This window comes from Bradyrhizobium sp. CIAT3101 (assembly GCF_029714945.1).
Taxonomy (GTDB): domain Bacteria; phylum Pseudomonadota; class Alphaproteobacteria; order Rhizobiales; family Xanthobacteraceae; genus Bradyrhizobium.
In genome coordinates, this window is record NZ_CP121634.1 from 3,654,723 (window position 1) to 3,676,297 (window position 21,575).

Genomic DNA, 21,575 nt, shown 5'->3' on the forward strand with positions numbered 1-21,575 from the left:
CTCTATTGACTGAAGAAAGCAGCTCAAATCCTTCTTCCGCCTCGAGCCGTTAAAAGATATGGGAGAATAAGAAGTAGAGCGAACCGGAGATCAACATGGCCACCGGCAATGTCAACACCCAAGCCATCGCGATGTTGCGGATCGTCGACCATTGCAAACCCGATCCATTCGCCGTCATTGTGCCGGCGATGCCGCTAGATAACACATGCGTTGTCGACACCGGCAAGCCATAGCCATCGGCCGCTGCAATCGTGGCAGCCGCTGTGATTTCGGCACACGCTCCTTGCGCGTAAGTCAAATGCGTCTTGCCAATCTTCTCACCAACCGTCACGACGATACGCTTCCAGCCGACCATCGTTCCGAGGCCGAGCGCGATCGCAACCGCGATCTTCACCCATGTAGGGATGAATTTTGTCGCGCTGTCCAGCGACGCCTTGTAGCTGTTGAGGGTGGCGACTTCGGCGCCGCTGAACCCATGCTCGTTACTCTTCATGAGCAGACGCAGAGCTTCTGAAACCAGGTACATATCGTTGCGAGTGTTGCCGACGGCGTCAGCCGGAAACTTCGCCAGGGAGCCGTATTGCGCGACTTGATCGTTGATTTCGCGCACCAGGACTGCCAGCGACGGGAAGGTGGCGTCGTCGATCTGGCGCAATGCAATATAGCTGGTCACTGCTGGCCGAGGATTGTCCGTCACGCGGCGGCCAGCGGCCTTGCTCTCGATGACTTGGCTTGCAGCGACAGAGTTGGCGGCAAACCGTTCGATCTGACTTGCGGGCATTGAGCGGTTGAGCGCATAAGCCGTCGGCACCGTTCCGATCAGGATGAGCATGATCAGGCCCATGCCCTTTTGCCCGTCGTTGGAGCCGTGGAAGAAGCTGACCAGCGTGCAGGTCAGAATCAAGATGCCCCGGATCCACGCCGGAGGTGGCTGATCGCCCTGGGGTTCTCCAAATAGCGCTGGCGTTACGCGCAGCAATGCTCCTTTAAGGACATAGAGCAGTACTGCCGCGAGCGCGAAGCCGAACAGCGGCGATAGCAGCAGTGCTTTGGCGATATTGACGGCCTGCGACCAGTCCACGCCTGAGGTCCCATCGCGGCCGCGCATGAGCGCGTTGGCGATACCGACACCCATAATTGATCCGATCAGGGTGTGCGAACTCGATGCCGGCAACCCGAAATACCAGGTGCCCACGTTCCAGATGATGGCGGCTATCAAGAGCGCGAACACCATTGCGAAGCCCGCGCTGCTGCCGACTTGCAGTATCAGTTCCACCGGCAGCAATGAGACGATACCGAAGGCGACCGCGCCGCTCGATAGCAGCACGCCGATCAAGTTGAAGATGCCGGACCAGACCACGGCCACGTGGGCTGGCATCGAGCGCGTGTAAATGACAGTGGCAACGGCGTTGGCAGTATCGTGAAATCCATTGACGAATTCGAACGCGAGCGCGATCAGCAACGCCACGAATAGAAGCAGAAAGGCAAAGTAGGACGTCTTTCCCGCGCCGGTAGCGTCGACGTCTGCATAAATGCTGTAAGCCACGAACAGCAGTGCGGCGGCGATCACCCCTAAGTAAATGATGCCCGTCAGCGGGTGAAAGCCTTTCTCAAGATCGGGGCCTTTGCGGAGGGCGGGCTCGATCGAACCGGGTAAAGTGATATCGCTCATTGCTAACCCCTTGAAATTGGCTATGAAATCAATCGGGCATGCAGCGCTTCTCAAGGTGACAAAAAAACTACGTTTACATGACATATATATGACAAGTGCGTGACGGTCTGCTCGTCACGGGGAGGCGATCCAATTGCCGACAACCGCTGGCGACTCCTGAACAGGCTGTAGAGCGTCAGCTTCTGTCGGTGTCCAATCTTGGCATTATCCAAGACACCGGGCTTAATTCAGCAACGTGATTGGTCGCGGCACTGATCTGCGGGATTGACGTCGCGTTCCACGATTTACGACGTTTTATTTCTCTTAGCGCGGACCGCCGATGCGGACAGGGTAGGGTCCTGGCTACGCGCCGTCTCGTCAACATTCGGAGGTCAGAGATGTCCGACAAGCCCACCATCGTTTTCGCACACGGCCTTTGGGCTGATGGGTCATGTTACAGCAAAGTGATCCCGCTGCTCTTGGCCGATGGCTTTCAAGTGATCTCGACGCAAAACCATCTCAACACCGTTGCTGACGACGCGGCCGCAGTACGGACCTCGTTTGACCGCGCCAGCGGCCCTGTCGTTCTCGTCGGTCATTCATACGGTGGCACCGTCATCACGGCGGCTGGGACCGACAGCCGTGTAGCAGCGCTCGTTTATATCTGTGCGTTTGCACCGGAGGACGGCGACACAACGCTTGTCGACCAAAACAAGTACCCGGCCACGCCCATTTTCCAGCACATCGACGTGACAGACGGGCGCATATGGCTTCGTCCATCCGGAGTTCCCGAGTTTGCAGGCGACCTGCCGGAGGCCGAGCAGCAACTGGTTTGGGCTACGCAAATGGCGCCGCTGGCCGATCTCTTTGGTCAACCCGTTCCGGGTGCCGCCTGGAAGCTCAAGCCGACGTCCTACATCGTCGGTACTGAGGATCGGACCATACAGCCCGAGTTGGAGCGCTTCCTGGCCAAGCGCATGAACGCCAAGGTTACGGAACTTGCAACAAGTCACGTGCCGATGCTTTCTCAGCCTCGGCGGGTGTACGAGGTTATTCGGGACGCCGCCCGCAACATCCAGCGACAGGCCGCATAGTAACGGCGAAGCCCTTGCTCTTGGCGTCGCTCTTGGCGTCCGTGCTTCCTCAACGTCGCCGTTGAGGAAGCATGAGTTCGTTCCTGCTCGTGAAAGTCAGTTATTGGCCCTTTGCTGACCATCGACGGTCGAACGGGCGAGGCCCGCTCATGACCCGCTGCGGTGACGCGAGTGCGCCGGGCAACTGTCGTGGTCGACATGGGGGAATTTGACTCCATCTCCTTTCGCCGCGAAGACCCATGCGCCGTCAGGCGGTCGCTGGGGCGCGCATCGATGAGAGATCGACCTGCTTCCCGTACATCCCCCAATTGATCTCCGGGATCTCCTGGATCGCGACATATGCCGGCACCCTGCCTTCGCCGATCGCAGCGTGTTTGCCGAGGATCGCAGTACCCTCCTCAATGAGCCGCTTCCTGGCGGGATCGTCGAGGCCTCCCTTGATTGCGTTGACCAGCAGGACGATCACCGGGTGCGACGCGGCTCTTCCACCGCTGAAGATGCTGCCAGGCTCGTGTTCGGCGAAGAGCACCCAAACACCCGATCGGATTGCCGGCGTGTCGTCAAGGCGCTCGCACGCCATTCCGAGGTCAGTCAGTTCGGCAGCGACGCTGGCGCGAGCCTCGGCCGTGAAAACACCACTGGGGGCGTGAACGAACATCTTGGGCATGCAATTCTCCTGCTCTTCGATCAAGCGCCTTCTGACAACCGAGCTAAGCTATGGTCCGAGAGTGTAGCGAAGCGCGGCTGACGAGAGGGCGCAGAAGTTAGAGGAAACTCTTATAGTCCAGTCTCGCGAGAGAACGTTGTATATCGAGATAAAACGTTGCAAAGGCCCGGGCGATGGCACCTCGTTGGCTAGAGTAGTCGATGGCCAGCGAGGGGTGAGCGCCGTCCTTGTCTGCGCTCGATCCTGGCGGTGCCATGCTGGCCGCCTTCATGTCGCGTGCTCGAGCCGTGTGTCGATCTCCTTCCGCAACAGTCCGAAGTCGATCGGCTTGGTCAGTAGACCCTCTGCACCGTGTTCGATCGCTCTCCTGTGCGTATCAGCATCGCCGTAGGCGGTGATCATGATAACCGGCACATCGGGGCGGGCCGCGCGCATGACCGGCAGCAGCTCAAGCCCGCTCATCCCGGGCATGTTGATGTCCGACAGGATGAGGATCAGCGAGGCGTCGCGGATCTCCGCAACACGCTTGAGGGCTGCCGGAGCCGATGTTGCGAACTCCATGTGAAAGCGCTCGGAACGCAGATCGTGCCGGAAGCGCTGGCGGAACAGGGTTTCGATGTCGGGCTCGTCATCCACGACCAGGATATAGACGGTCAATTGCGCTCTTCCTTGTGAGTGCGAGCCACCGCGATGCGCGGCAGCGTGATGGTGAACTCGGTGAATACGCCCGGCTCGGTTGCGACATCAAGGCGGCCTCCGTACTGCTTCACGATGATGTCGTGACAGATCGAAAGCCCAAGCCCCGTTCCTTCGCCCGCCGGTTTGGTCGTGAAGAAGGGGTTGAAGATCTTCTCCTTGACCTCCGGGGGGATGCCCGCGCCGTTGTCGCGAATGCTGATCTCGACCCCATCGCGCACGCCTCTGGTGCGGGCGCTCAGGATCGGCCTGAAACCTTCGCCGGCCGTCTCCTTTCGCTTGGTCGCGGCGTAGAAGCCGTTCGAGATCAGGTTGAGCAGCACACGCGTGATCTCCTGAGGGCAGAGGTCCTTCATTCCAGCCTCGGGATCGAATTCACGATGCAACGTGATGTCGAAGGCCGAATTTTCGGCGCGTGCGCCATGATAGGCCAGGTTGAGACTCTCTTCGAGCAGCGCATTGATGTCGGCTGATCGGTGCTCGCCCGAGTGCGCGCGGGAATGCTGCAGCATGCTTTTGACGATGGAATCGGCTCGCTCGCCGTGCTGGACAACCTTCTCCAGATTGTCCCTGAGAAGACGCGTCAATTCGCTGACTTTCGAACGGATCTCCTCGGCGACAGTCTCTGGCTGCAGGAGATCGTCGAGCTCGTCCGACAGCTCGACCGATAAGGCCGAGAAATTGTTGACGAAATTGAGCGGATTCTTGATCTCGTGGGCAATGCCTGCAGTGAGTTGACCGAGGGAGGCGAGCTTTTCCGTCTGCACGAGGCGATCCTGGGCCACCCGCAGCTCCTCCAGAGATTGCGCAAGTTCGGTGGTTCTGGCCTGCACTTCGTTGAATAGCCGGGCATTCTCGATCGCAATGACCGCCTGATCAGCGAACGTCCGCAACAGCCGTATGTGCTCTTCCCTGAACGTGCCGGTTTCCGCGCGGGTCACACTGATGATGCCGATGCTGCCGGTATGGCCGAAGAGCGGGATCAAAGCGACGCTTCGAAAACCTCGCTTGCGCGAGAGATCCAACAAGCCCGGGTGGCCTGCGAACCCCAATTCGCAATCCTCGATCTGAACTGGCCGTGTCTCCCGGATTGTCGTCGCATACCAATCGACGTCTTCGAGCCTCAAGGGGAATAGATTGTTGAGAGTCGCATCTGCCACCTCGCTCCGCCGAGTGAACGCGGCAAGGTGCAATCGGTCTTCGATCAATTGCAGGACCGCTGTGGACAGCCCGTTGACGAGCTTATTGGATCTTTCCGCGATCGCAGCGAAGATGGGACCGAATCCGGCAGGCGAGCCCGCGATCACCCTCAGTATCTCGGCAGTCGCAGCTTCACGCTCGAGCGCTTCGCGAAGCTGCAGTTCGAGCGAAGCGGGAGGCGGCTGTTGCGGTCCATGTTCCACGTAAGCCGAGTTGGGTTCTAGGCCAAGCATCGGCAAACTCTCGCCTGCGAGTAGCTCGCTTTCCGGGAGGAAACCAAATGTGCAACTCCCTCGCGTCGTGTCGCGGAACCGGAACATGCCGTCGATCGGATGTACCTGCCGCGTCGGCGTTCACAACATTCCGGCTGGCCCGACGTCGACGCAGGCTGAAGCACTCCATAACTTAGCCGGCATCCTCTGAGTTGGGGCGTAAAAGCAGGTAAATCGCCGTCAATGGTGGCACCCACCTTGCCTGGAAGGACGGCGAGCGCTTGTTCGACCGGGGATGGCAAGCGCTCCGGGGCTCACGATGGAGTGGTCCGACCGGCAGGCGCAGTGAAACTGAAAATGGCGCCACGCGGAAGATTGGGACCGGCCCACAATCGTCCGCCATGGGCTTCAACGATCGACTGGCAGATCGATAGCCCAAGTCCCAAGCCACTGGATTTTGTCGTGTAGAAAGCCTCAAACAGGCGCTCGAGCTCCCCCGGTGCGAAGCCCGGCCCTGAATCCCGCACTTCGACGCTGATGCCGTCCGCTTCGCTGCGGGTGCTGATGAGCAAGTCGCGCTCTTCCCTGCGAACGTCGCGCATTGCCTCAACGGCGTTGATGATCAGGTTGAGGATCACTTGCTGGAGTTGGACCCGATCGGCCCGGACGACCGGCAAGCCTTCCGCGAGCGCCGCGCCCAGCGCAACACCGTTTTCCGAAACCTCGGTGCGGGTCAGGGCCATGACCTCGCGGACCACCTCGTTGATCTCCAGGTCCTCCTTCTGCGCCGGCGCCTTCTTGATGAGGGACCGGATGCGGTCGATGACGTCGGCCGCTCGCCTGCCGTCCCTGACGATGCAACGAAGCGCTTGCCGGGCTTCCTCCCAATTCGGCGGCTGCGCATCAAGCCAGTTCAATCCGGCCTGCGCGTTGCCGACGGCCGCGGCGATCGGTTGTTTGGTTTCATGGGCAATCGAGGTCATCAGCTGACCGATCGTAGCGACCCGGCTCGCATGCGTCAGCTGCGCCTGAACTTCGCGATAGCGGCGTTCGCTGTCTCGCGCTTCGGCCTCCGCCCGCTTGCGCTCGGTGATGTCGTTGAAGAGGATTCCGACGCGCCTGCTGTCGGGACCATCGACCCGGAAGGCGTAGACGTCATACCAGCGTCCGAGTTGCATTGCTTCGTTTTCGAATCGCATCGGCGCCCCCGTCAGGGCGATTCTGCCGTAAATCTCGAACCAATGTTCCTCATGCTGCGGCGCGATTTCGCGCATCCGTCTGCCGGCAGCATTCTCGATCCCCGTCTGACGTTCGAACGACGGGCTGATTTGCAGGAAACGATAGTCGATCGGTCTTTCGTCCTGGTCGAACAAGACTTCAATCGTGCAAAAACCCTCATCGATCGATTCGAACAACATGCGATAATTCTGTTCGGATTCGCGTAGTTCAGCTTCCGCGCGTTTGCGTTCGACGAATTGCCCGATCTGGCTGCCGACGGTGGCCAGCATCTTCAGCAGTTCCTGATCGGGTGGCCTGATCTCGCGGCTGAAGAATTCGATCACGCCAAGGAGATCGCCTCCGAGCAGGACGGGGAAGCCAAACGCGGCGTGCAGACCCTCTCGTCGGGCGATGGGCCCGCGCAGAAAGTTCGCATCCGAGGTGACGTCGGAGATATATTCAGGCTGAAGGCTGGACCACACTCTGCCCGGCAGTCCTTGGCCCGAAGCGAAGGCGAGATTCCGGCTGATTCTTGCAAACTCAGGGACGTCTATTGACGGCCTATGCCAAAGCTCGACGCAGCGCAGCGCCCTGGCCTCCCGATCAATGCGCCAGAGCGCGCCGAGGTCCCAGCCGAGATAATCGCCCACCGTCTGCAATATTCTCGGACCGACCTCGTCGATCGTGGTCGCTTCCGCCAGCATCTGACCGATCGTGTGCTGCACGATGAGGCGATCCTCCGCGCGCTTGCGATCTGTAATGTCTGTTAGTGTGCCGTACCATTTAAGAATTGTGCCGCGGTCATCGCGCAGCGGCACTGCGCGCGCCAGGAACCAGCGGTATTCGCCCTTGGCGCTGCGATGCCGTTCCTCGTTCTCAAACGGCGCGCCGCTTGCGATCGCATGACGCCATTTGGCGGCGTATTCAGCGAGGTCGTCGGGATGAATCGCGGATTGCCAACTCGATCCAGAAGTCTCCTGCACGGACAGCCCTGAAAACTCCACCCATTGTCGGTTGGTCCAGATACTGCTGCCATCGGGATGGGCGGTAAACGCGATCGCGGGTATCGCCTCGATGACATCGCGAAGCTCCGTTTCCGTTTGACGCAACGCGCCCTCGGCCCGCTTGCGTGCGGCGCGATCGTGCGCCTCGCCCAATGCGCGCCGGACGGCGGGCACGAGGCGGGCCAGTCGGGCCTTGAGAACGTAGTCAGTGGCCCCGACCTTGAGAGCTTCGATGGCGGCCTCTTCGCCAAGAGTCCCGGACACAAAGATGAACGGAATATCCGGGCGGGCCTTCAGTGCCAGATGCAGTGCCGAGAGGCCGTCGAACGACGGAAGCCTGTGATCCGAGAGGATCAGATCGAATGCGCCATCTTCAAGGGCCGCCAGAAATTCGACGCGATCTTGAACGCGCCGGATGCGACAGGTGAAATCATTGGCTTCAAGGATCTCCGCGATGAGCCCGGCATCATTCGAGTCATCTTCCAGCAAAAGGATCCGGACGAGCGAATTCATAGAACCTTCTTTGCGCTTCCTGGGGGCGGCTGATTGATGACCGCCCAGAACATGCCCAGCTCCTTGACGGCGTTGACAAACTCGTGAAAGTCGACCGGCTTCACGACATAGGCGTTTACCCCGAGCTTGTAACTGGTCACCATGTCCCTTTCTTCGTGGGACGACGTCAGGACGACCACGGGAATCATCTTGAGCCGTTCGTCCGACCTGATCTGTTGCAGGACTTCCAAACCATTCACCTTCGGCAGTTTCAGGTCGAGCAGAATGACGGCCGGGCTCTCAACGGGACGGGAGGCGAATTGTTTGCGGCAATACAGATAGTCGAGGGCCTCCTGGCCGTCGCGGACAACGACGACTTCGTTCGCGAGCTTGTACTCGTCAAGGGCTGTAAGAGTGAGCTCAACATCCCTTGGATCGTCCTCAACGACTAGAATGCGTCCGAATTCAATCATGGCATGTTCGCCGTCCTTTCCGCGGCAGGGCTGGCTTTGGGTAATGAAAAGTAGAATGTGGCTCCCTGATCCAGGCTCGCTTCGGCTCGCACCGTTCCGCCATGGCGATGAACGATGCGTTGAACCGTTGCCAATCCGATCCCGGTGCCCTCGAACTCGTCGGCCCGATGCAGCCGCTGAAATACGCCGAACAGCTTGTCGACATACCGCATGTCGAAACCAACGCCGTTGTCTCTCACGAAGATTTCCGTCTTGCCTTCGGGGCCATCCGCGGCGCCGATCTCGACTTGGGCCGGATTGCGCGTGCTGGAGAACTTGACCGCATTGGAGAGCAGGTTCACGAGAACAAGCCTGAGGAGGGGACGGTCTCCATGGCAGACCGGAAGTGTGCCGATCTTCCAGGAAATGTCCTGTCCTTTCGCCTGCGCTCCAATCTCGGAAACAACATCTGCGGCCAGCTGCTGCAGATCGACTGCCGTGGTCCTGGTTTCAGCACGCCCGATCCTGGAAAATGCCAACAGATCATCGATCAGGTTACCCATTCGTTTGGCTGAATCGAGAATGGTCTGCACATATCGACGACCCTTGTCGTCCAGCGAGCTCGATGCGTGCTTCTGCAGCAGCTCCGAATAGCCGACGAGATGGCGGAGCGGTGCCCGCAAGTCATGCGACACGGAGTAGGCAAACGATTCGAGTTCTTTGTTGGCGGTGACGAGCTCCGCGGCGCGCAGTGTGAGCTCGTGGTTGAGCTTGCTAATTTCAGCATCGCGCCGCTGACGCTGCTGGAGTTCGTCTTCAAGCTGATCGCGCGCGTGACGGAGGTTGTCCTCGATGCGGCGTCGGACAATGCTGAAGGAGGTAACGATGATCGCCGAAAGCACGAAAAGTAGAAAGTAGGGAATCTCACGCGCGGAAACGTAGAACGTGTAAAGCGGTTCGACGAAGAGATAGTTGAACACCGCCGTGGAGAGCAGAACGGCGACCACGGCAGGCCCGGGTCCCGCGTACCAGGTGACAAGGCCGATGACGAGGACCAGAAGCGGGAGCTCTACATCACGGAACTGGAAGTCTTGAACCGCGACCGCGACCGCCGTCGCGGCTATCACCGAAAAGACTGAGAATCCGTAACGCAGGATCGGCGATCGGACTCGCTGAAATTCGCTATCCCAATACGCCATGCGCTTACTCCAACGCACCCCCGTGCAGTGTTGGGCAATTCGGTTCAGTCTAGCAGCTTTTACGGCGAGTGAAGGTTCCTTGAGGTGCTTCGACGGCTGCTCAACTGCCAGCGTAGCGAGCTCGCGTTGCAACGGCTGCGATCGGCTCGTAGCGGCGAGTGACCGCTGGGATTGGATAAACACTCAAATTGAGCATAACAGGTTCGCTTTCGGCCGCATAGAGCGTCTCACTTGCTGCCAAGCTCAGCCGGTCGGCAGGCCGCGATTCACTCGAGCGCGGGCTGTCCTCGACTGCGGCTCGTCCGTGCCGATCTGCCCGAGTGCCCACAGTGCCAAATTTCGAATTCGCACGACGGCGAGCGTCGAAGGTTACGCTTCCGGATGAAGTCGTACAGACCTTCGTGTGGGGTCGTCGCGCCTTTTGGATGCTGATTGGTTACCTAGGTTCAATTGAGATTTGTCTTGGTTGTCCTAGCTTGCATGCATCGGAGCGCATGGGTTCGTTGCGTGTGGATGTCAAGGAAGCAAGCTCGGCGAGCCCTTGCGACAAACCACAGGAGGCAACTATGGCAAGTTGCTTGGAACGTCCGGTACATGGCGCAGCTACGCGATGTGCAGTGTGCAACGGCAGGTTCGGCCTTGTCCGTTATTACTCCTGGCGAACGCCGCTTTGTACGAAGGCGTGCGTCGATCGCTTCAGGTCTCGCCGGGAAAGTGATCGCAATTGGCTGAGCGCTATCCAGATGGGTCTGGGTGGACTGCCAGAGCCTCGAACGAGGGTGCCATGACCATTCAGCTTTCGCAGCGCGGCAAGCAGTATCTGCAGACGGCGCGCACACTGGTACGCGCAGCGCAAACCATGACCGACGAGGTCATCGCGGGACAGTTGAAGGCTCTCGCCGACGATTACGAACGCCGAGCCGAGAGAGCCTCGCAAGTCGATGCGGCCAAGGCATTGGCGCGCGAGACGGCCACCGCATCGGCGAGCGAGTGGTAGTTACGACGATCGTTGAATGGCTGACGCGGAGCGAGCATGAGCGAGATCATTCAATTTGACCAGCACCGCAGGCACATGCGCCGAATTCAGAGCGCATCTGGAGCGAGCAGGGAGGCGGTTGTCCGGTTTGTCTCGAAGCCGGAGCGCGAGCGCGCCCGCCTGATCCAAGAGGCCCGCGCGATCTGTGATCGCATCTTCCCGCCGGCAGGCCCTCCCGGCACACAGGATGACATGGCGCAGGGCGGCTATGTGCCAACAAGCGCCGCCGACCCCCGTCGGGGCGAGGGGAGCGTCCCGTGATCATGATTATCGCCGTGCTCTGTAGCCTGTCCTCGCCGGCAAATTGCTACGAGCAGACTGTCACCACCTCGGATTTGGCTGACATCTCGGTGCAGTCATGCCTGATGGGCGTTCCGCAGCTGGCCGACTGGATGAAGCAACATCCGGCGGAGCGCCTGGCGGCGTGGCGCTGCGTGATCGGCAGACAGGGTAGCAGAGGAGCTTGAGAGGCCGCCCCTGGGAAAGGGCAGGCGACGCTTGCACCCCTTGGCCTCGGCGCCCGTCCCTTCGCCGCGGCCTGTCGCGGCCGGTTCTTCCCTCCCGGGACCGGCCGCACTCATATTGCCATTTCGCACGGTTTCCTGCCCTGCCCGACGAGAGTTGCGCGCGGGTTCACGAAAATTCTGCAGGACGCGTCGGTATCGGCGGTAGTACCATGGGTTATCTTGCCTAGGGTCGCACCGGCGCTGACCTCGTTGCTGCGTCATTCGCGACCGAACCGATGTGAACCGTCGCTGACATGGATGCAGTTCGCTTTGCCGGAATCGCGAATGGCAGATTCCACGTTGCGTGGAGAGACGGCGAACGTGTCTTCTGCCGGGAATGGCATAACGCCTCCGACAGCGGCCCGGTTGCTGCTCTGGCAGTGCGGCCCGCCTCGGAGCATCCTCATCCAGGAATTCTCGATCGCCTTGCCCATGAATTTGCATGCAAGGATGAACTCGATCGCGCGTGGGCCGCGTGTCCGTTAGACTTGCTTCATGAAAACGGTCGGACCGTATTGCTTCTTGAAGATCCAGGAGGCGAGCCGCTGGAGCACTTGATCGGTGCGCCAATGGAGATCGAGAGCTTTCTGCACCTCGCCATAGGTATCGCTGGATCAGTCGGCAGCGCCCACAAGATCGGCTTCGTCCATAAGGACATCAAGCCGGCCAATATCTTGGTGAACTGCACGGACGGACGGGTCCGGCTTACGGGGTTCGGTATCGCCTCGCGGCTGCCGCGTGAGCGGCAGAAGCCTGGGCCTCCCGAGCTCGTTGCGGGCACACTTGCCTATATGGCGCCCGAACAGACCGGGCGAATCAATCGCTCGATCGATTCCCGCAGCGATCTCTATGCGCTTGGGGTCACGCTCTACCAGATGCTCACGGGCTCGCTGCCGTTCACTGCGGCCGATCCGATGGAATGGGTTCATTGCCATATCGCCAGAAAGCCGCTGCCGCCGAACGAACGACTGGAGAGTGTTCCCGCTCCGGTTTCCGAAATCATCATGAAGCTGCTCGCGAAGACCTCGGAGGAGCGTTATCAGACCGCTGCCAGCCTGGAGCGTGATCTGCGACGCTGCCTTGCTGATTGGGAGCGGCTCGCGCGCATCGCCCCATTTGTGCTCGGGCAGCACGATGCGCCTGATCGCCTTTTGATCCCGGAGAAGCTGTACGGTCGGGTACGCGAGATCGAGACCCTGCTCGCCGCCTTTGAACGCGTGGTGGGCGGGGGCGGACCGGAAATGGTCCTCGTGTCCGGCTATTCCGGCATAGGCAAGTCGTCGGTGGTGCATGAGCTGCACCGTGCGCTGGTGCCGCCCCATGGGTCGTTTGCTGCTGGGAAGTTCGACCAATACAAGCGCGAAATCCCTTATGTGCCGCTGGCGCAGGCCTTGCAGAGTCTGATCCGTCCGCTGCTTGGAAAGAGTGATGCCGAACTGACGCCCTGGCGCGAAGCGCTTCGGGAGGCGCTAGGTGCAAACGGCCAGCTTATGGTGACACTGATCCCCGAGCTTGAGCCGCTCATCGGCCCGCAGCCGCCGGTACCGGAGCTGCCGCCCCAGGACGCGCAGCGCCGCTTTCAGCTGGTGTTCCGCCGGTTGCTCGGCGTGTTTGCCCGTCCGGAACATCCACTGGCGCTATTTCTCGACGATCTGCAATGGCTCGACGCGGCCACGCTCGACCTGCTCGAGCATCTGGTAACCCAGCCGGAGTTGCGCCACCTTCTCCTGGTTGGCGCGTATCGCGACAATGAGGTGACCCCAGTACATCCCTTGATGCGACGGCTCGCGGCAATCCGCGACGCCGGCGGGCGATTGCAGGAAATCGTTCTCGCCCCACTCAGACTTGATGATGTGGGCCAGCTCATCGTTGACGCGCTGCAATGTGAGCCGGCCCGCGCCGGCCCACTGTCCCGTCTGGTGCATGAGAAGACCGGCGGCAATCCCTTCTTCATCATCCAGTTTCTTACGGCGCTCGCCGAGCAGGAACTCCTTACGCTCGACCAGGATACGGCGCGGTGGACCTGGGATCTCCAAAAAATCCACGCGAAGGGCTACACCGACAATGTGGTGGACCTCATGCTGGGCAAGCTGTGCAGCCTGCCGGCCGAGACCCGAGAGACCATGCAGCGGTTGGCCTGTCTGGGCAACAGCGCGCCGATAAGCACCCTGGCGTTGGTCCACGGCCGGAGCGAGGAAGAACTTCACGCTGCTTTGTGGGCCGCCGTGCGAGCGGAGCTGGTGTTGCGGCAGGAGGGGACCTACCGGTTCCTGCACGATCGGGTTCAGGAGGCGGCGTATGCTCTCAGCTCAAAAGAGGAGAGGGCGGTCCAGCATCTGGCGATCGGCAGACTGCTGGTGGCGCACACGCCGCCGTACAAGCGAGAGGAAGCGATTTTTGAAATTGCAAACCATCTGAACCGTGGCACGGCACTGATCAGCTCGATCGAGGAGCGGGAGCAGGTCGCCGAGCTGAACCTCATCGCGGGTCAGCGCGCGAAACAATCGACAGCCTATGCTTCGGCGCTGACCTATCTCACTGCCGGGCGCGCTCTGCTGCCCGACGATTGCTGGGACCGGTGCAACGCGCTTACCTTTGCCCTCGAGTTCCAGACTGCCGAGTGCGAATTCCTCACAGGCGCGTTAGTGGCGGCTGACGCGCGGTTGGCGATGCTATCTCGCTGTGCCGGCCCGCTCGTCGATTTTGCCGCCGTTACCCGGCTGCGACAGGAGCTCCTGCTGACGGTCGGCCAGAACGACCGCGCCATTGAGGTCTGCCTCGACTATCTACGGCGGGTCGGCATCGAGTGGTCGGCGCACCCCACCAAGGACGAGATCCAACGCGAATATGAGCGCCTTTGGCACCAGATCGGGCGTCGCTCGATCGAAGACCTTGTCGATTTGCCGGCAATGGCCGATCCCGGTTGCCGCGCGACCATGGACGTCCTTGCAACGGTCGTAACGGCCGCGCTGTTTACCGACGAGAACCTGCATTGTCTCGTGATCTGCCGGATGACAAATATCAGCCTGGAGCGTGGCAATAGTGACGGATCTTGCTTTGCCTACGCCTGGCTTGGTGCAATCCTTGGGCCGCATTTTGGCGATTACCAGGCTGGATTCCGCTTCGGCAAGCTCGGCCTGGACTTGGTCGAGCAGCGCGGGCTGCGTCGCTTCGAGGCTCGGGTTTGCGTCATCTTCGGGCACCGCGTCATTCCCTGGACGAAACCGATCCGCACCGGCCGACCATTGGTCCGGCGCGGCTTCGATGCCGCCAACCGAAACGGCGATCTCACCTTTGTTGCATTCAGCTGCGAGAACCTGACCACAAGTCTTCTTGCCACCGGAGAGCCGCTCGCTGAAGTTCAGCGCGAGGCCGAAGCCGGGCTCGACTGTGCGCGTCAGACCCATTTTGGCCCCGTTATTGACCGTATCACCGCGCAGCTGAGAATCATCCGCACCCTGCGCGGCCTGACCCCCGACTTCACCTCGTTCAACGATAACGAGTTCGATGAAGCTCAGTTTGAGCAGCGCTTGGACGTGCCGCAACTCGCGACCGCTGCGTGCCGGTATTGGAATCGCAAGCTGCAGGCCCGCTTTTTCGCCGGGGCATATGATGCCGCGCTGGAAGCTGCCGCAAACGCCGAGCGCCATCTCTGGACATCGTCCTATTATTTCGAATTGGTCGATTACCATCTCTTTTCAGCGCTCGCGCGCGCTGCACATTGTGACACGGCATCCGCCGCCGCGCGTGCCAAGCACCTTGAGGCCCTGGCGGCTCATCATCGTTGCCTGCATGAGTGGGCGAAGAATTGCCCGGAAAACTTTGAGAGCAGTGCTGCGCTGATCGCCGGCGAGATCGCTCGCCTCGAAGGGCGGCAGTTCGACGCCGAACGGCTTTACGAGCAGGCCATACGTTCGGCCCGAACCGGCGGACTGGTGCATAGCGAAGCGCTCGCCAACGAGATCGCCGGTCGCTTCTACGCGATGCACGGTTTCGACAAGATTGCTCGTGTTTACCTGCGGGACGCCCGCGACGGATATGCCGTTTGGGGCGCCGACGGCAAGGTGCGGCAGCTCGAGCAGCTCTATCCATACCTCAGGGAAGAGAAGCAGCCGTCCGGGCCATCGAGCACGATCGAGGAGACGATCGCCCACTTGGATATCGCAACCGTCATCAAAGTCTCACAAGCCGTGTCCAGCGGGGTCATCCTGGATAAACTGATCGACACGCTTATGCGCGCCGCAATGGAGCACGCGGGGGCCGCGCGCGGACTGCTGATCCTCTTGCGTGGGGACGAGCCGCGAATTGTGGCCCAGGCGACGGTCGACGCCGACATGGTCGTGGTCGATCTGTGCAATGGTCCCGTCACGATCGAAACGCTGCCCGAAGCGATCCTTCATCACGTCCTGCGCACGCAAGAAAGCATCATTCTCGACGACGCCGCGGCAGAAGGCCTATTCTCGGGGGATGCCTACGTGCGACAGCATCAGGCCCGCTCCATTCTCTGCCTGCCCCTGATCAATCAGGCCAAGCTCATTGGCGTGCTCTACCTCGAGAACAATCTGATCCCTCGGGTCTTCGCGCCGACCCGGATCGCCGTACTGAAGCTGCTTACGTCACAGGCGGCGATCTCCCTGGAGAATGCGCGTCTCTATGGCGATCTTCAGGAACGAGAAGCAAAGATCCGGCACTTGGTGGACGCCAACATCATTGGGATCATCATCTGGGATTTCGAAGGCGGTATTGTCGAGGCCAATGATACGTTTCTCCGCATGCTCGGTTTCGATCGAGATGATTTCGTGCGTGGCGATCTGAACTGGATTGAGTTGACGCCGCCGCAATGGCGTGGCCGGTCTGCCGAGGCGCTCGAAACTCTAAAGAAGACTGGGACAATAAAGCCATATGAGAGGGAGTATTTTCGGAAGGACGGCAGTCGCGTCCCGGTCCTGATCGGTGCGGCGCGTCTTTCCCAGATTGACAACCAGGGTGTCTCTTTCGTTCTCGACCTGACCGAACGCAGGCGGGCGGAATCGGAGGCGCGCGAAAGCGAGCGGCGCTATCGCGAGACCCAGATGGAGCTTGCGCACGCGAACCGGGTCGCAACCATGGGGCAGCTGACCGCCTCGATCGCGCATGAGGTCAACCAGCCCATCACCGCGATGATCGGCAATGCCGGGGCGTCGCTGCGCTGGCTGGATCACGAGCCGCCGGATCTGGGGGAGGTTCGTCAATTGCTCGAAAGGATCGCCAAGGACGGTCGTCGTGTCGGCAATGTGATCGACCGAACTCGGAATCTGGTCAAGAAGGCGCCGCTGCGGATGGACCGGGTCGACATCAACGAAGCGATCGACGAGGTGATTGGACTGACACGTGCCGAAGCAGCGAAGAACAACATCTCGGTACAGACGCAGTTTGCGGAAGGGTTGCCGTCGGTCGGGGCTGACCGGATTCAGCTGCAGCAGGTCATCCTGAACTTGATTGTCAACGCGGTGCACTCTCTCAGTAACATCGAAGTCCGGCGCGAACTGTTCATCAGCACCGAGGTGAACGGATCTCGCGGAGTGCTCGTATCCGTGCGGGATTCGGGGACAGGTATCAGCGCCGATGAGCTCGAGCGGCTCTTTGATCCGTTCTACACGACCAAACCGGGTGGCATGGGAATGGGACTATCGATTTGCCGCTCGATCGTGGAGACCCACGGAGGAAAGATATGGGCAACGGCGGAGCGTCCGCATGGCGCCGCTTTTCATTTTACCGTCCCGCAATTCGATGACAGCATCGTAGCCTGAAGAGTTCCGATTGGATTGGGCGTCAGCTCCCCAATGCCTTCTCGATGAAGGAGACCAGCATTTCGATATCAAGTGGCTTGCGGAGTAAGCCTATTGCCCCGCCGGAGATAGCCCGTCTCTCGAGATCAGGTTCGGTGCGAGCCGTTATCATGATGATCGGGATCGGTTCATCGCATTGACGAAGCTGCTCCTGAAGTTCAAAGCCGCTCATTCCCGGCATATGTATGTCCGTAATCACGCAGGAAAACGTGTCGAGGGCGGCAGATGCAAGAAGCTCCTCGGCGGACGCGAAGCCTGTGGCATCGTATCCAAGTGATCGTGTCAACGAGACCAACATCTCCCGCACGGCGTCGTCGTCATCAACTATGGATATCATCTCTCGCCGCCTGCCCAGCATGAGTGAAGTGCTGAATCTTTGTCAGCGCGTCCTGTTTTTGAGCGTATCCGCCATTCGAACCAGATCCGGAAGGGAATGAGCTTCCATTTTGCGCATCACGGCACCGCGATGCATCTTGATGGTGATTTCGCTTAGGCCGAGTTCTCCCGCGATCTGCTTGTTCAATTTTCCGGACGTGACCAGCAGCATCACCTCGCGCTCGCGCGCCGAAAGGGTGGCAAATCGATTTTCTGCTGCAACGGCCCAGCCCTCGTTGGTTCGACGAGCGCGATCCCGGTTGATTGCCGCGGTCACCGCATCGATCATGTCCTGATCCCGGAACGGCTTGGCCAGGAAATCGACCGCGCCGGCTTTCATGCCTCGCACGGACATTGGAATGTCTCCGTGCCCGGTCATCAGCACGACGGGCAGTCCGACCCCGATCTCCTGAAGCTGCTCCTGGAAGTCCAGTCCGTTGATTCCAGGAAGGCGAATGTCGAGAACGATGCAGCCAAGTCCTTCTGAGCGGATCGCCTTCAGAAATTCCTGCGTGTTGCTGTAGCTGCGTACGCTTAGTCCGACCGACCGTAACAGGCTGTCAAGCATCAAGCGCACTGAATCGTCGTCATCGATGACGTGCACGATAGGTCTGTCGTCGGATGGTTGAGCCATACGCATGCCGTGCAGTGGCAGATTGAACTCAATACCACAAGTTGCGTCGGGCCGCACTAAACGAAGGTGCGGCGTCGCCAACACGCGACCATACCAAGGTGTGGGTCTTAGAGACCCTTGCGATGTTGGCCGGAGACATTGCCGGCATCATACTGCCGGTCACCACGGCCAAGTGTTCTGACGCTCTGCTCGCAAAAGCAAGGAGAAACTTTGATGAACACGCGCCTCAGCGGCATTGCCGCAGTCCGATCAATCCCAGCCATTATGGATCAGGACGAGCGCAAGCCGCTCGCGTCCGGAGCGGAAATCGGGGTTGCGAGCGGCGTCGCTCCCCTCGTCGACGGCGTGTCCGTGTTTGGGGCCGGGATGATGTCGGAGGAATGCTACGAATTCGCGGGGCTTCGATTGTATCCCAGGCGGCGGGCGCTCCTGCATGACGGTGAGCGCATTGCGATTGGCGGGCGGGCACTGGATCTGCTGTCGTTGCTGGTGTCGCGGGCCGGGAATGTCGTGAGCTTCGGCGATCTGATGCGTCTGGTGTGGCCGAATGTTACGGTCGAGGAGGCCAACGTTCGCGTGCAGATGAACATCCTGAGAAAGATCCTGTCGCAATGGGACGAAGCGAACGGTGCCATCAATACCGTGCCGAATCGCGGCTATTGTTTCGTTCTGCCCGTCCGCTATCAAGCAAACGGAGGCGTGCCGGCCGGCTCCAGAGTCGCCAAGCATCCGGCGCTGCCGATTCTCGCCAACACGATTGTGGGGCGGGACGATGCAATTCAGATCATCGAAAATGCTCTAGACCAAAATCGACTTGTAACCGTCACGGGGCCGGGCGGTATCGGCAAGACGACGGTTGCGATCGCAACGGCGAAGCTGTACGCGCAGAAGTTCCAGGGGGACATCAGCTTTGTTGATTTTTCGAGCGTCACCGACGGCGCGGGCGCGGCTCAGGCCATATTGGAAGTCTTGCACGTGTCGGCGGAGCACGACGTGCTGGAGTCGCTGTGCAAGCATCTTGGCGGGAACGAGACGCTCTTGATACTCGATACATGCGAGCACATCGTAGAGCCCGTCGCGGTGCTTGCGGAGAGATTGCTCAGTCATTGCTCCAATCTGAGGCTGCTCGTCACCAGTCGAGAGGCGCTCCGTGCCACTGGAGAATGGAGTCATAGCCTGCCATCGCTTACATTTCCGGCGGAGGGGGAGGAGATCGAAGAGAAAGATCTCGCGAAGTTTTCAGCGGTGACCTTGTTCATCGATCGTGTCAGATCATCGACGCGATTCGAACCCTGCCGGCGGGATCTGCCCAAGATCGCGGAGATATGCCGAAGGCTCGACGGCATACCGCTTGCGCTGGAGTTTGCTGCCGCGCGGGTCGCGGAACTCGGTCTCCGCGAGATTGCCGCCCGCCTCGATGACTGTTTTTCCATCCTCACGAGAGGCCGCCGGACCGCGTTGCCCAGGCATCGAACCCTGGCAGCTGCGTTCGACTGGAGTTACGGCCTGCTCTCGGAGGAAGAGCAGCGGATGCTGGTGCGCCTCGCCGCGTTGCGCGGCTCGTTTACGGCCGAACGCGCCATAGCAAGCTGTACTGGCAGCGCCTGCAGGAGCCCCTCCGACGTGTTCTACAGCCTCCTGGACAAGTCGTTTCTCGCCGTCGAGACGGCAAGCGAAGCGCCGATGTTTCGTTTGCTCGAGACCACGCGGGCCTATGCCGCGAGTGTCGCTTGTTCGCTGCAACGCCCGGCGCGAGCGTTGTCTTGCTAAGTCACGGCACGAAACGCGGGATCGGACCGAGTTGTGGCGTGGGATGGTCGAGCTCGATGAACGTCTCGTCGAGAAAGCACCAGCCCCAACCTTCCGGCGGATCGTAACCCTCGATGATGGGATGCTCCGTAGCCTCAAAATGCCTGGTCGCGTGCTTGCCGGGCGATTGATCGCAACACCCGACATGTCCGCAGGAACGGCAGACACGTAGGTGGACCCACCAGCTTCCGGTCTTCAGACATTCCTCGCAGCCTCGTGCGCTGGGTGTCACGGTCCTTATCTGGTTCTGATGGGAACAGGAAGCAGACACCAGGCACCTCCATGCCAACGAAATAGTGGGCTTGTGCGAGCTCGCAACTGACCTTGTATGACCTTACAGACGTCGATCGGCAAGGGAGGGGCGGCCGGATATCTTCGGGCTGCTCCCGACCAGGAGATCCCTGAACCGCCGAGGCTGCGACCGGAGATATTGGTTGGGGGCCTGGACCTGAGCACCCAGTTCAGCTGCGGCGTGCCAGGGCCATCGCGGATCGTAGAGCATGGTGCGCGCCAGCGCGATCATGTCGGCTTCGCGGGTCGCCACGATCGCCTCGGCTTGATCGAATCCCGTAATCAGCCCGACCGCGACGACCGGAATTCCCACGCTGGCCTTGACGGCGCGAGCCAGGGGCACCTGATAGCTTGGTCCCACCGGAATCTTCTGACCGGGGTCGAGACCGCCGCTCGAAATGTGGACTGCATCGCAGCCGGCACGCTCCAGCTTCGCTGCGAAGGAGCAGGTCTGTTCGATGTCCCACCCTTCGTCGACCCAATCGGTGCCGGAGATACGGACGGTGACCGGCCTGTCCGGCACGGCCTCGCGCACAGCCTCGAAGACTTCAAGCGGAAAACGCATGCGGTTTTCCAGCGATCCGCCGTACCGATCGTCGCGCCGGTTGGAGAGCGGTGACAGGAATTGATGCAGGAGGTAGCCGTGGGCGCAGTGAAGCTGGATCAGATCGACGCCGATGCGCCGGGCGCGTTTGGCCGTTGCTGCGAACGCATCGCGTATGGCTCGCAGTCCATCGCGATCGAGCATCCGCGGAGACACCTGGCCTGCGGCATAAGGTATGGCTGAAGGTGCATCCGTCTGCCAGCCATCCGGCGCGCCAGGTGCGATCTGGGCTCCGCCGATCCACGGCACCTCGGTGGACGCCTTGCGGCCTGCGTGGTTCAATTGAATGCCGATGGGAATGCCCGACCAGCGTCGGATACGATCGATCGTCGAGCCCATCGCGATTTCCGTCTTGTCGTCATAGAGGCCGACATCGGCCCACGTGATGCGGCCATCCGGCAGCACCGCCGTGGCCTCGATCGTGAGCAAAGCCGCGCCGGAGAGCGAAAGGTGCCCCAAATGGATCAGGTGCCAGTCGGTCATGCAGCCGTGCTCTGCCGAATACTGGCACATCGGCGCGATAATGATCCGGTTGGATAATTCGAGCGGACCGACCCGTATGGGTTCGAAGATGGCAGGCCGATGCGTCATGGCGATTGTCCTCCGT

General features: G+C 60.5%; 17 protein-coding genes. 6 read left to right on the forward strand and 11 right to left on the reverse strand.

Features of this window, described 5'->3' with window-relative positions:
- Positions 1 to 49: 49 nt before the first annotated feature.
- On the reverse strand, positions 50 to 1,672 hold the full coding sequence (locus tag QA645_RS17170) for an inorganic phosphate transporter (protein ID WP_283051692.1): 1,623 nt from the start codon (positions 1,670 to 1,672) through the stop codon (positions 50 to 52).
- Between the two features lie 377 nt (positions 1,673 to 2,049).
- Here QA645_RS17170 and QA645_RS17175 point away from each other — a divergent pair, with 377 nt between their 5' ends.
- On the forward strand, positions 2,050 to 2,745 hold the full coding sequence (locus QA645_RS17175) for an alpha/beta hydrolase (RefSeq protein WP_283051693.1): 696 nt from the start codon (positions 2,050 to 2,052) through the stop codon (positions 2,743 to 2,745).
- 247 nt (positions 2,746 to 2,992) lie between these two features.
- Here QA645_RS17175 and QA645_RS17180 read toward each other — a convergent pair whose 3' ends face one another.
- The 6 genes from QA645_RS17180 to QA645_RS17205 all read right to left on the reverse strand — a co-directional run bounded on the left by QA645_RS17180 (position 2,993) and on the right by QA645_RS17205 (position 9,885).
- Positions 2,993 to 3,412: a tautomerase family protein gene (locus QA645_RS17180; RefSeq protein ID WP_283051695.1), complete on the reverse strand. Its 420-nt coding sequence runs from the start codon at positions 3,410 to 3,412 to the stop codon at positions 2,993 to 2,995.
- 267 nt (positions 3,413 to 3,679) lie between these two features.
- Positions 3,680 to 4,069: a response regulator gene (locus tag QA645_RS17185; protein ID WP_283051697.1), complete on the reverse strand. Its 390-nt coding sequence runs from the start codon at positions 4,067 to 4,069 to the stop codon at positions 3,680 to 3,682.
- On the reverse strand, positions 4,066 to 5,628 hold the full coding sequence (locus QA645_RS17190) for a sensor histidine kinase (RefSeq protein ID WP_283051699.1): 1,563 nt from the start codon (positions 5,626 to 5,628) through the stop codon (positions 4,066 to 4,068). Before QA645_RS17190 ends, QA645_RS17185 begins: the two co-directional genes overlap by 4 nt.
- Positions 5,629 to 5,834: 206 nt before the next feature.
- Complete coding sequence (locus QA645_RS17195) at positions 5,835 to 8,255, reverse strand: PAS domain S-box protein (RefSeq protein ID WP_283051701.1); 2,421 nt, start codon at positions 8,253 to 8,255, stop codon at positions 5,835 to 5,837.
- Positions 8,252 to 8,707 (reverse strand): response regulator, encoded by a 456-nt coding sequence (locus QA645_RS17200; RefSeq protein WP_283051702.1) that lies wholly within the window; start codon positions 8,705 to 8,707, stop codon positions 8,252 to 8,254. Before QA645_RS17200 ends, QA645_RS17195 begins: the two co-directional genes overlap by 4 nt.
- Positions 8,704 to 9,885, reverse strand: coding sequence for a PAS domain-containing sensor histidine kinase (locus QA645_RS17205; RefSeq protein WP_283051704.1), 1,182 nt, complete (start codon positions 9,883 to 9,885; stop codon positions 8,704 to 8,706). The genes QA645_RS17200 and QA645_RS17205 overlap by 4 nt, the downstream gene beginning before the upstream one ends.
- Before the next feature lie 784 nt (positions 9,886 to 10,669).
- Here QA645_RS17205 and QA645_RS17210 point away from each other — a divergent pair.
- The 4 genes from QA645_RS17210 (at position 10,670) to QA645_RS17225 (ending at position 17,216) form a co-directional block, all read left to right on the forward strand.
- Positions 10,670 to 10,882, forward strand: coding sequence for a hypothetical protein (locus tag QA645_RS17210; protein WP_283051706.1), 213 nt, complete (start codon positions 10,670 to 10,672; stop codon positions 10,880 to 10,882).
- Positions 10,883 to 10,957: 75 nt separating this feature from the next.
- Positions 10,958 to 11,182: a hypothetical protein gene (locus QA645_RS17215; protein ID WP_283053235.1), complete on the forward strand. Its 225-nt coding sequence runs from the start codon at positions 10,958 to 10,960 to the stop codon at positions 11,180 to 11,182.
- Positions 11,179 to 11,388 (forward strand): hypothetical protein, encoded by a 210-nt coding sequence (locus tag QA645_RS17220; RefSeq protein ID WP_349253183.1) that lies wholly within the window; start codon positions 11,179 to 11,181, stop codon positions 11,386 to 11,388. Before QA645_RS17215 ends, QA645_RS17220 begins: the two co-directional genes overlap by 4 nt.
- A gap of 293 nt (positions 11,389 to 11,681) precedes the next feature.
- Positions 11,682 to 17,216: an ATP-binding sensor histidine kinase gene (locus tag QA645_RS17225; protein WP_283051708.1), complete on the forward strand. Its 5,535-nt coding sequence runs from the start codon at positions 11,682 to 11,684 to the stop codon at positions 17,214 to 17,216.
- A 22-nt stretch (positions 17,217 to 17,238) separates the two neighbouring features.
- On the opposite strand, the gene QA645_RS17230 is transcribed toward QA645_RS17225, so the two are convergent.
- Positions 17,239 to 17,592 (reverse strand): response regulator, encoded by a 354-nt coding sequence (locus tag QA645_RS17230; protein WP_283051712.1) that lies wholly within the window; start codon positions 17,590 to 17,592, stop codon positions 17,239 to 17,241.
- A gap of 42 nt (positions 17,593 to 17,634) precedes the next feature.
- Positions 17,635 to 18,264 carry a response regulator gene (locus tag QA645_RS17235; RefSeq protein ID WP_283053238.1) on the reverse strand — a complete coding sequence of 210 codons (630 nt, stop codon included), beginning with the start codon at positions 18,262 to 18,264 and terminating at the stop codon, positions 17,635 to 17,637.
- A 213-nt stretch (positions 18,265 to 18,477) separates the two neighbouring features.
- Here QA645_RS17235 and QA645_RS17240 point away from each other — a divergent pair, with 213 nt between their 5' ends.
- Positions 18,478 to 20,034, forward strand: coding sequence for a winged helix-turn-helix domain-containing protein (locus QA645_RS17240; protein WP_283051714.1), 1,557 nt, complete (start codon positions 18,478 to 18,480; stop codon positions 20,032 to 20,034).
- Between the two features lies 1 nt (position 20,035).
- Here the strand turns inward: QA645_RS17240 and QA645_RS17245 are convergent, their stop codons facing one another.
- Together QA645_RS17245 and QA645_RS17250 are read right to left on the reverse strand one after the other, a co-directional pair.
- Entirely contained in the window at positions 20,036 to 20,344 is a 309-nt protein-coding gene (locus QA645_RS17245) for a UBP-type zinc finger domain-containing protein (protein WP_283051716.1), read from the reverse strand.
- A 63-nt stretch (positions 20,345 to 20,407) separates the two neighbouring features.
- Positions 20,408 to 21,559: an NADH:flavin oxidoreductase/NADH oxidase gene (locus QA645_RS17250; protein ID WP_283051719.1), complete on the reverse strand. Its 1,152-nt coding sequence runs from the start codon at positions 21,557 to 21,559 to the stop codon at positions 20,408 to 20,410.
- Between the last annotated feature and the right edge of the window lie 16 nt (positions 21,560 to 21,575).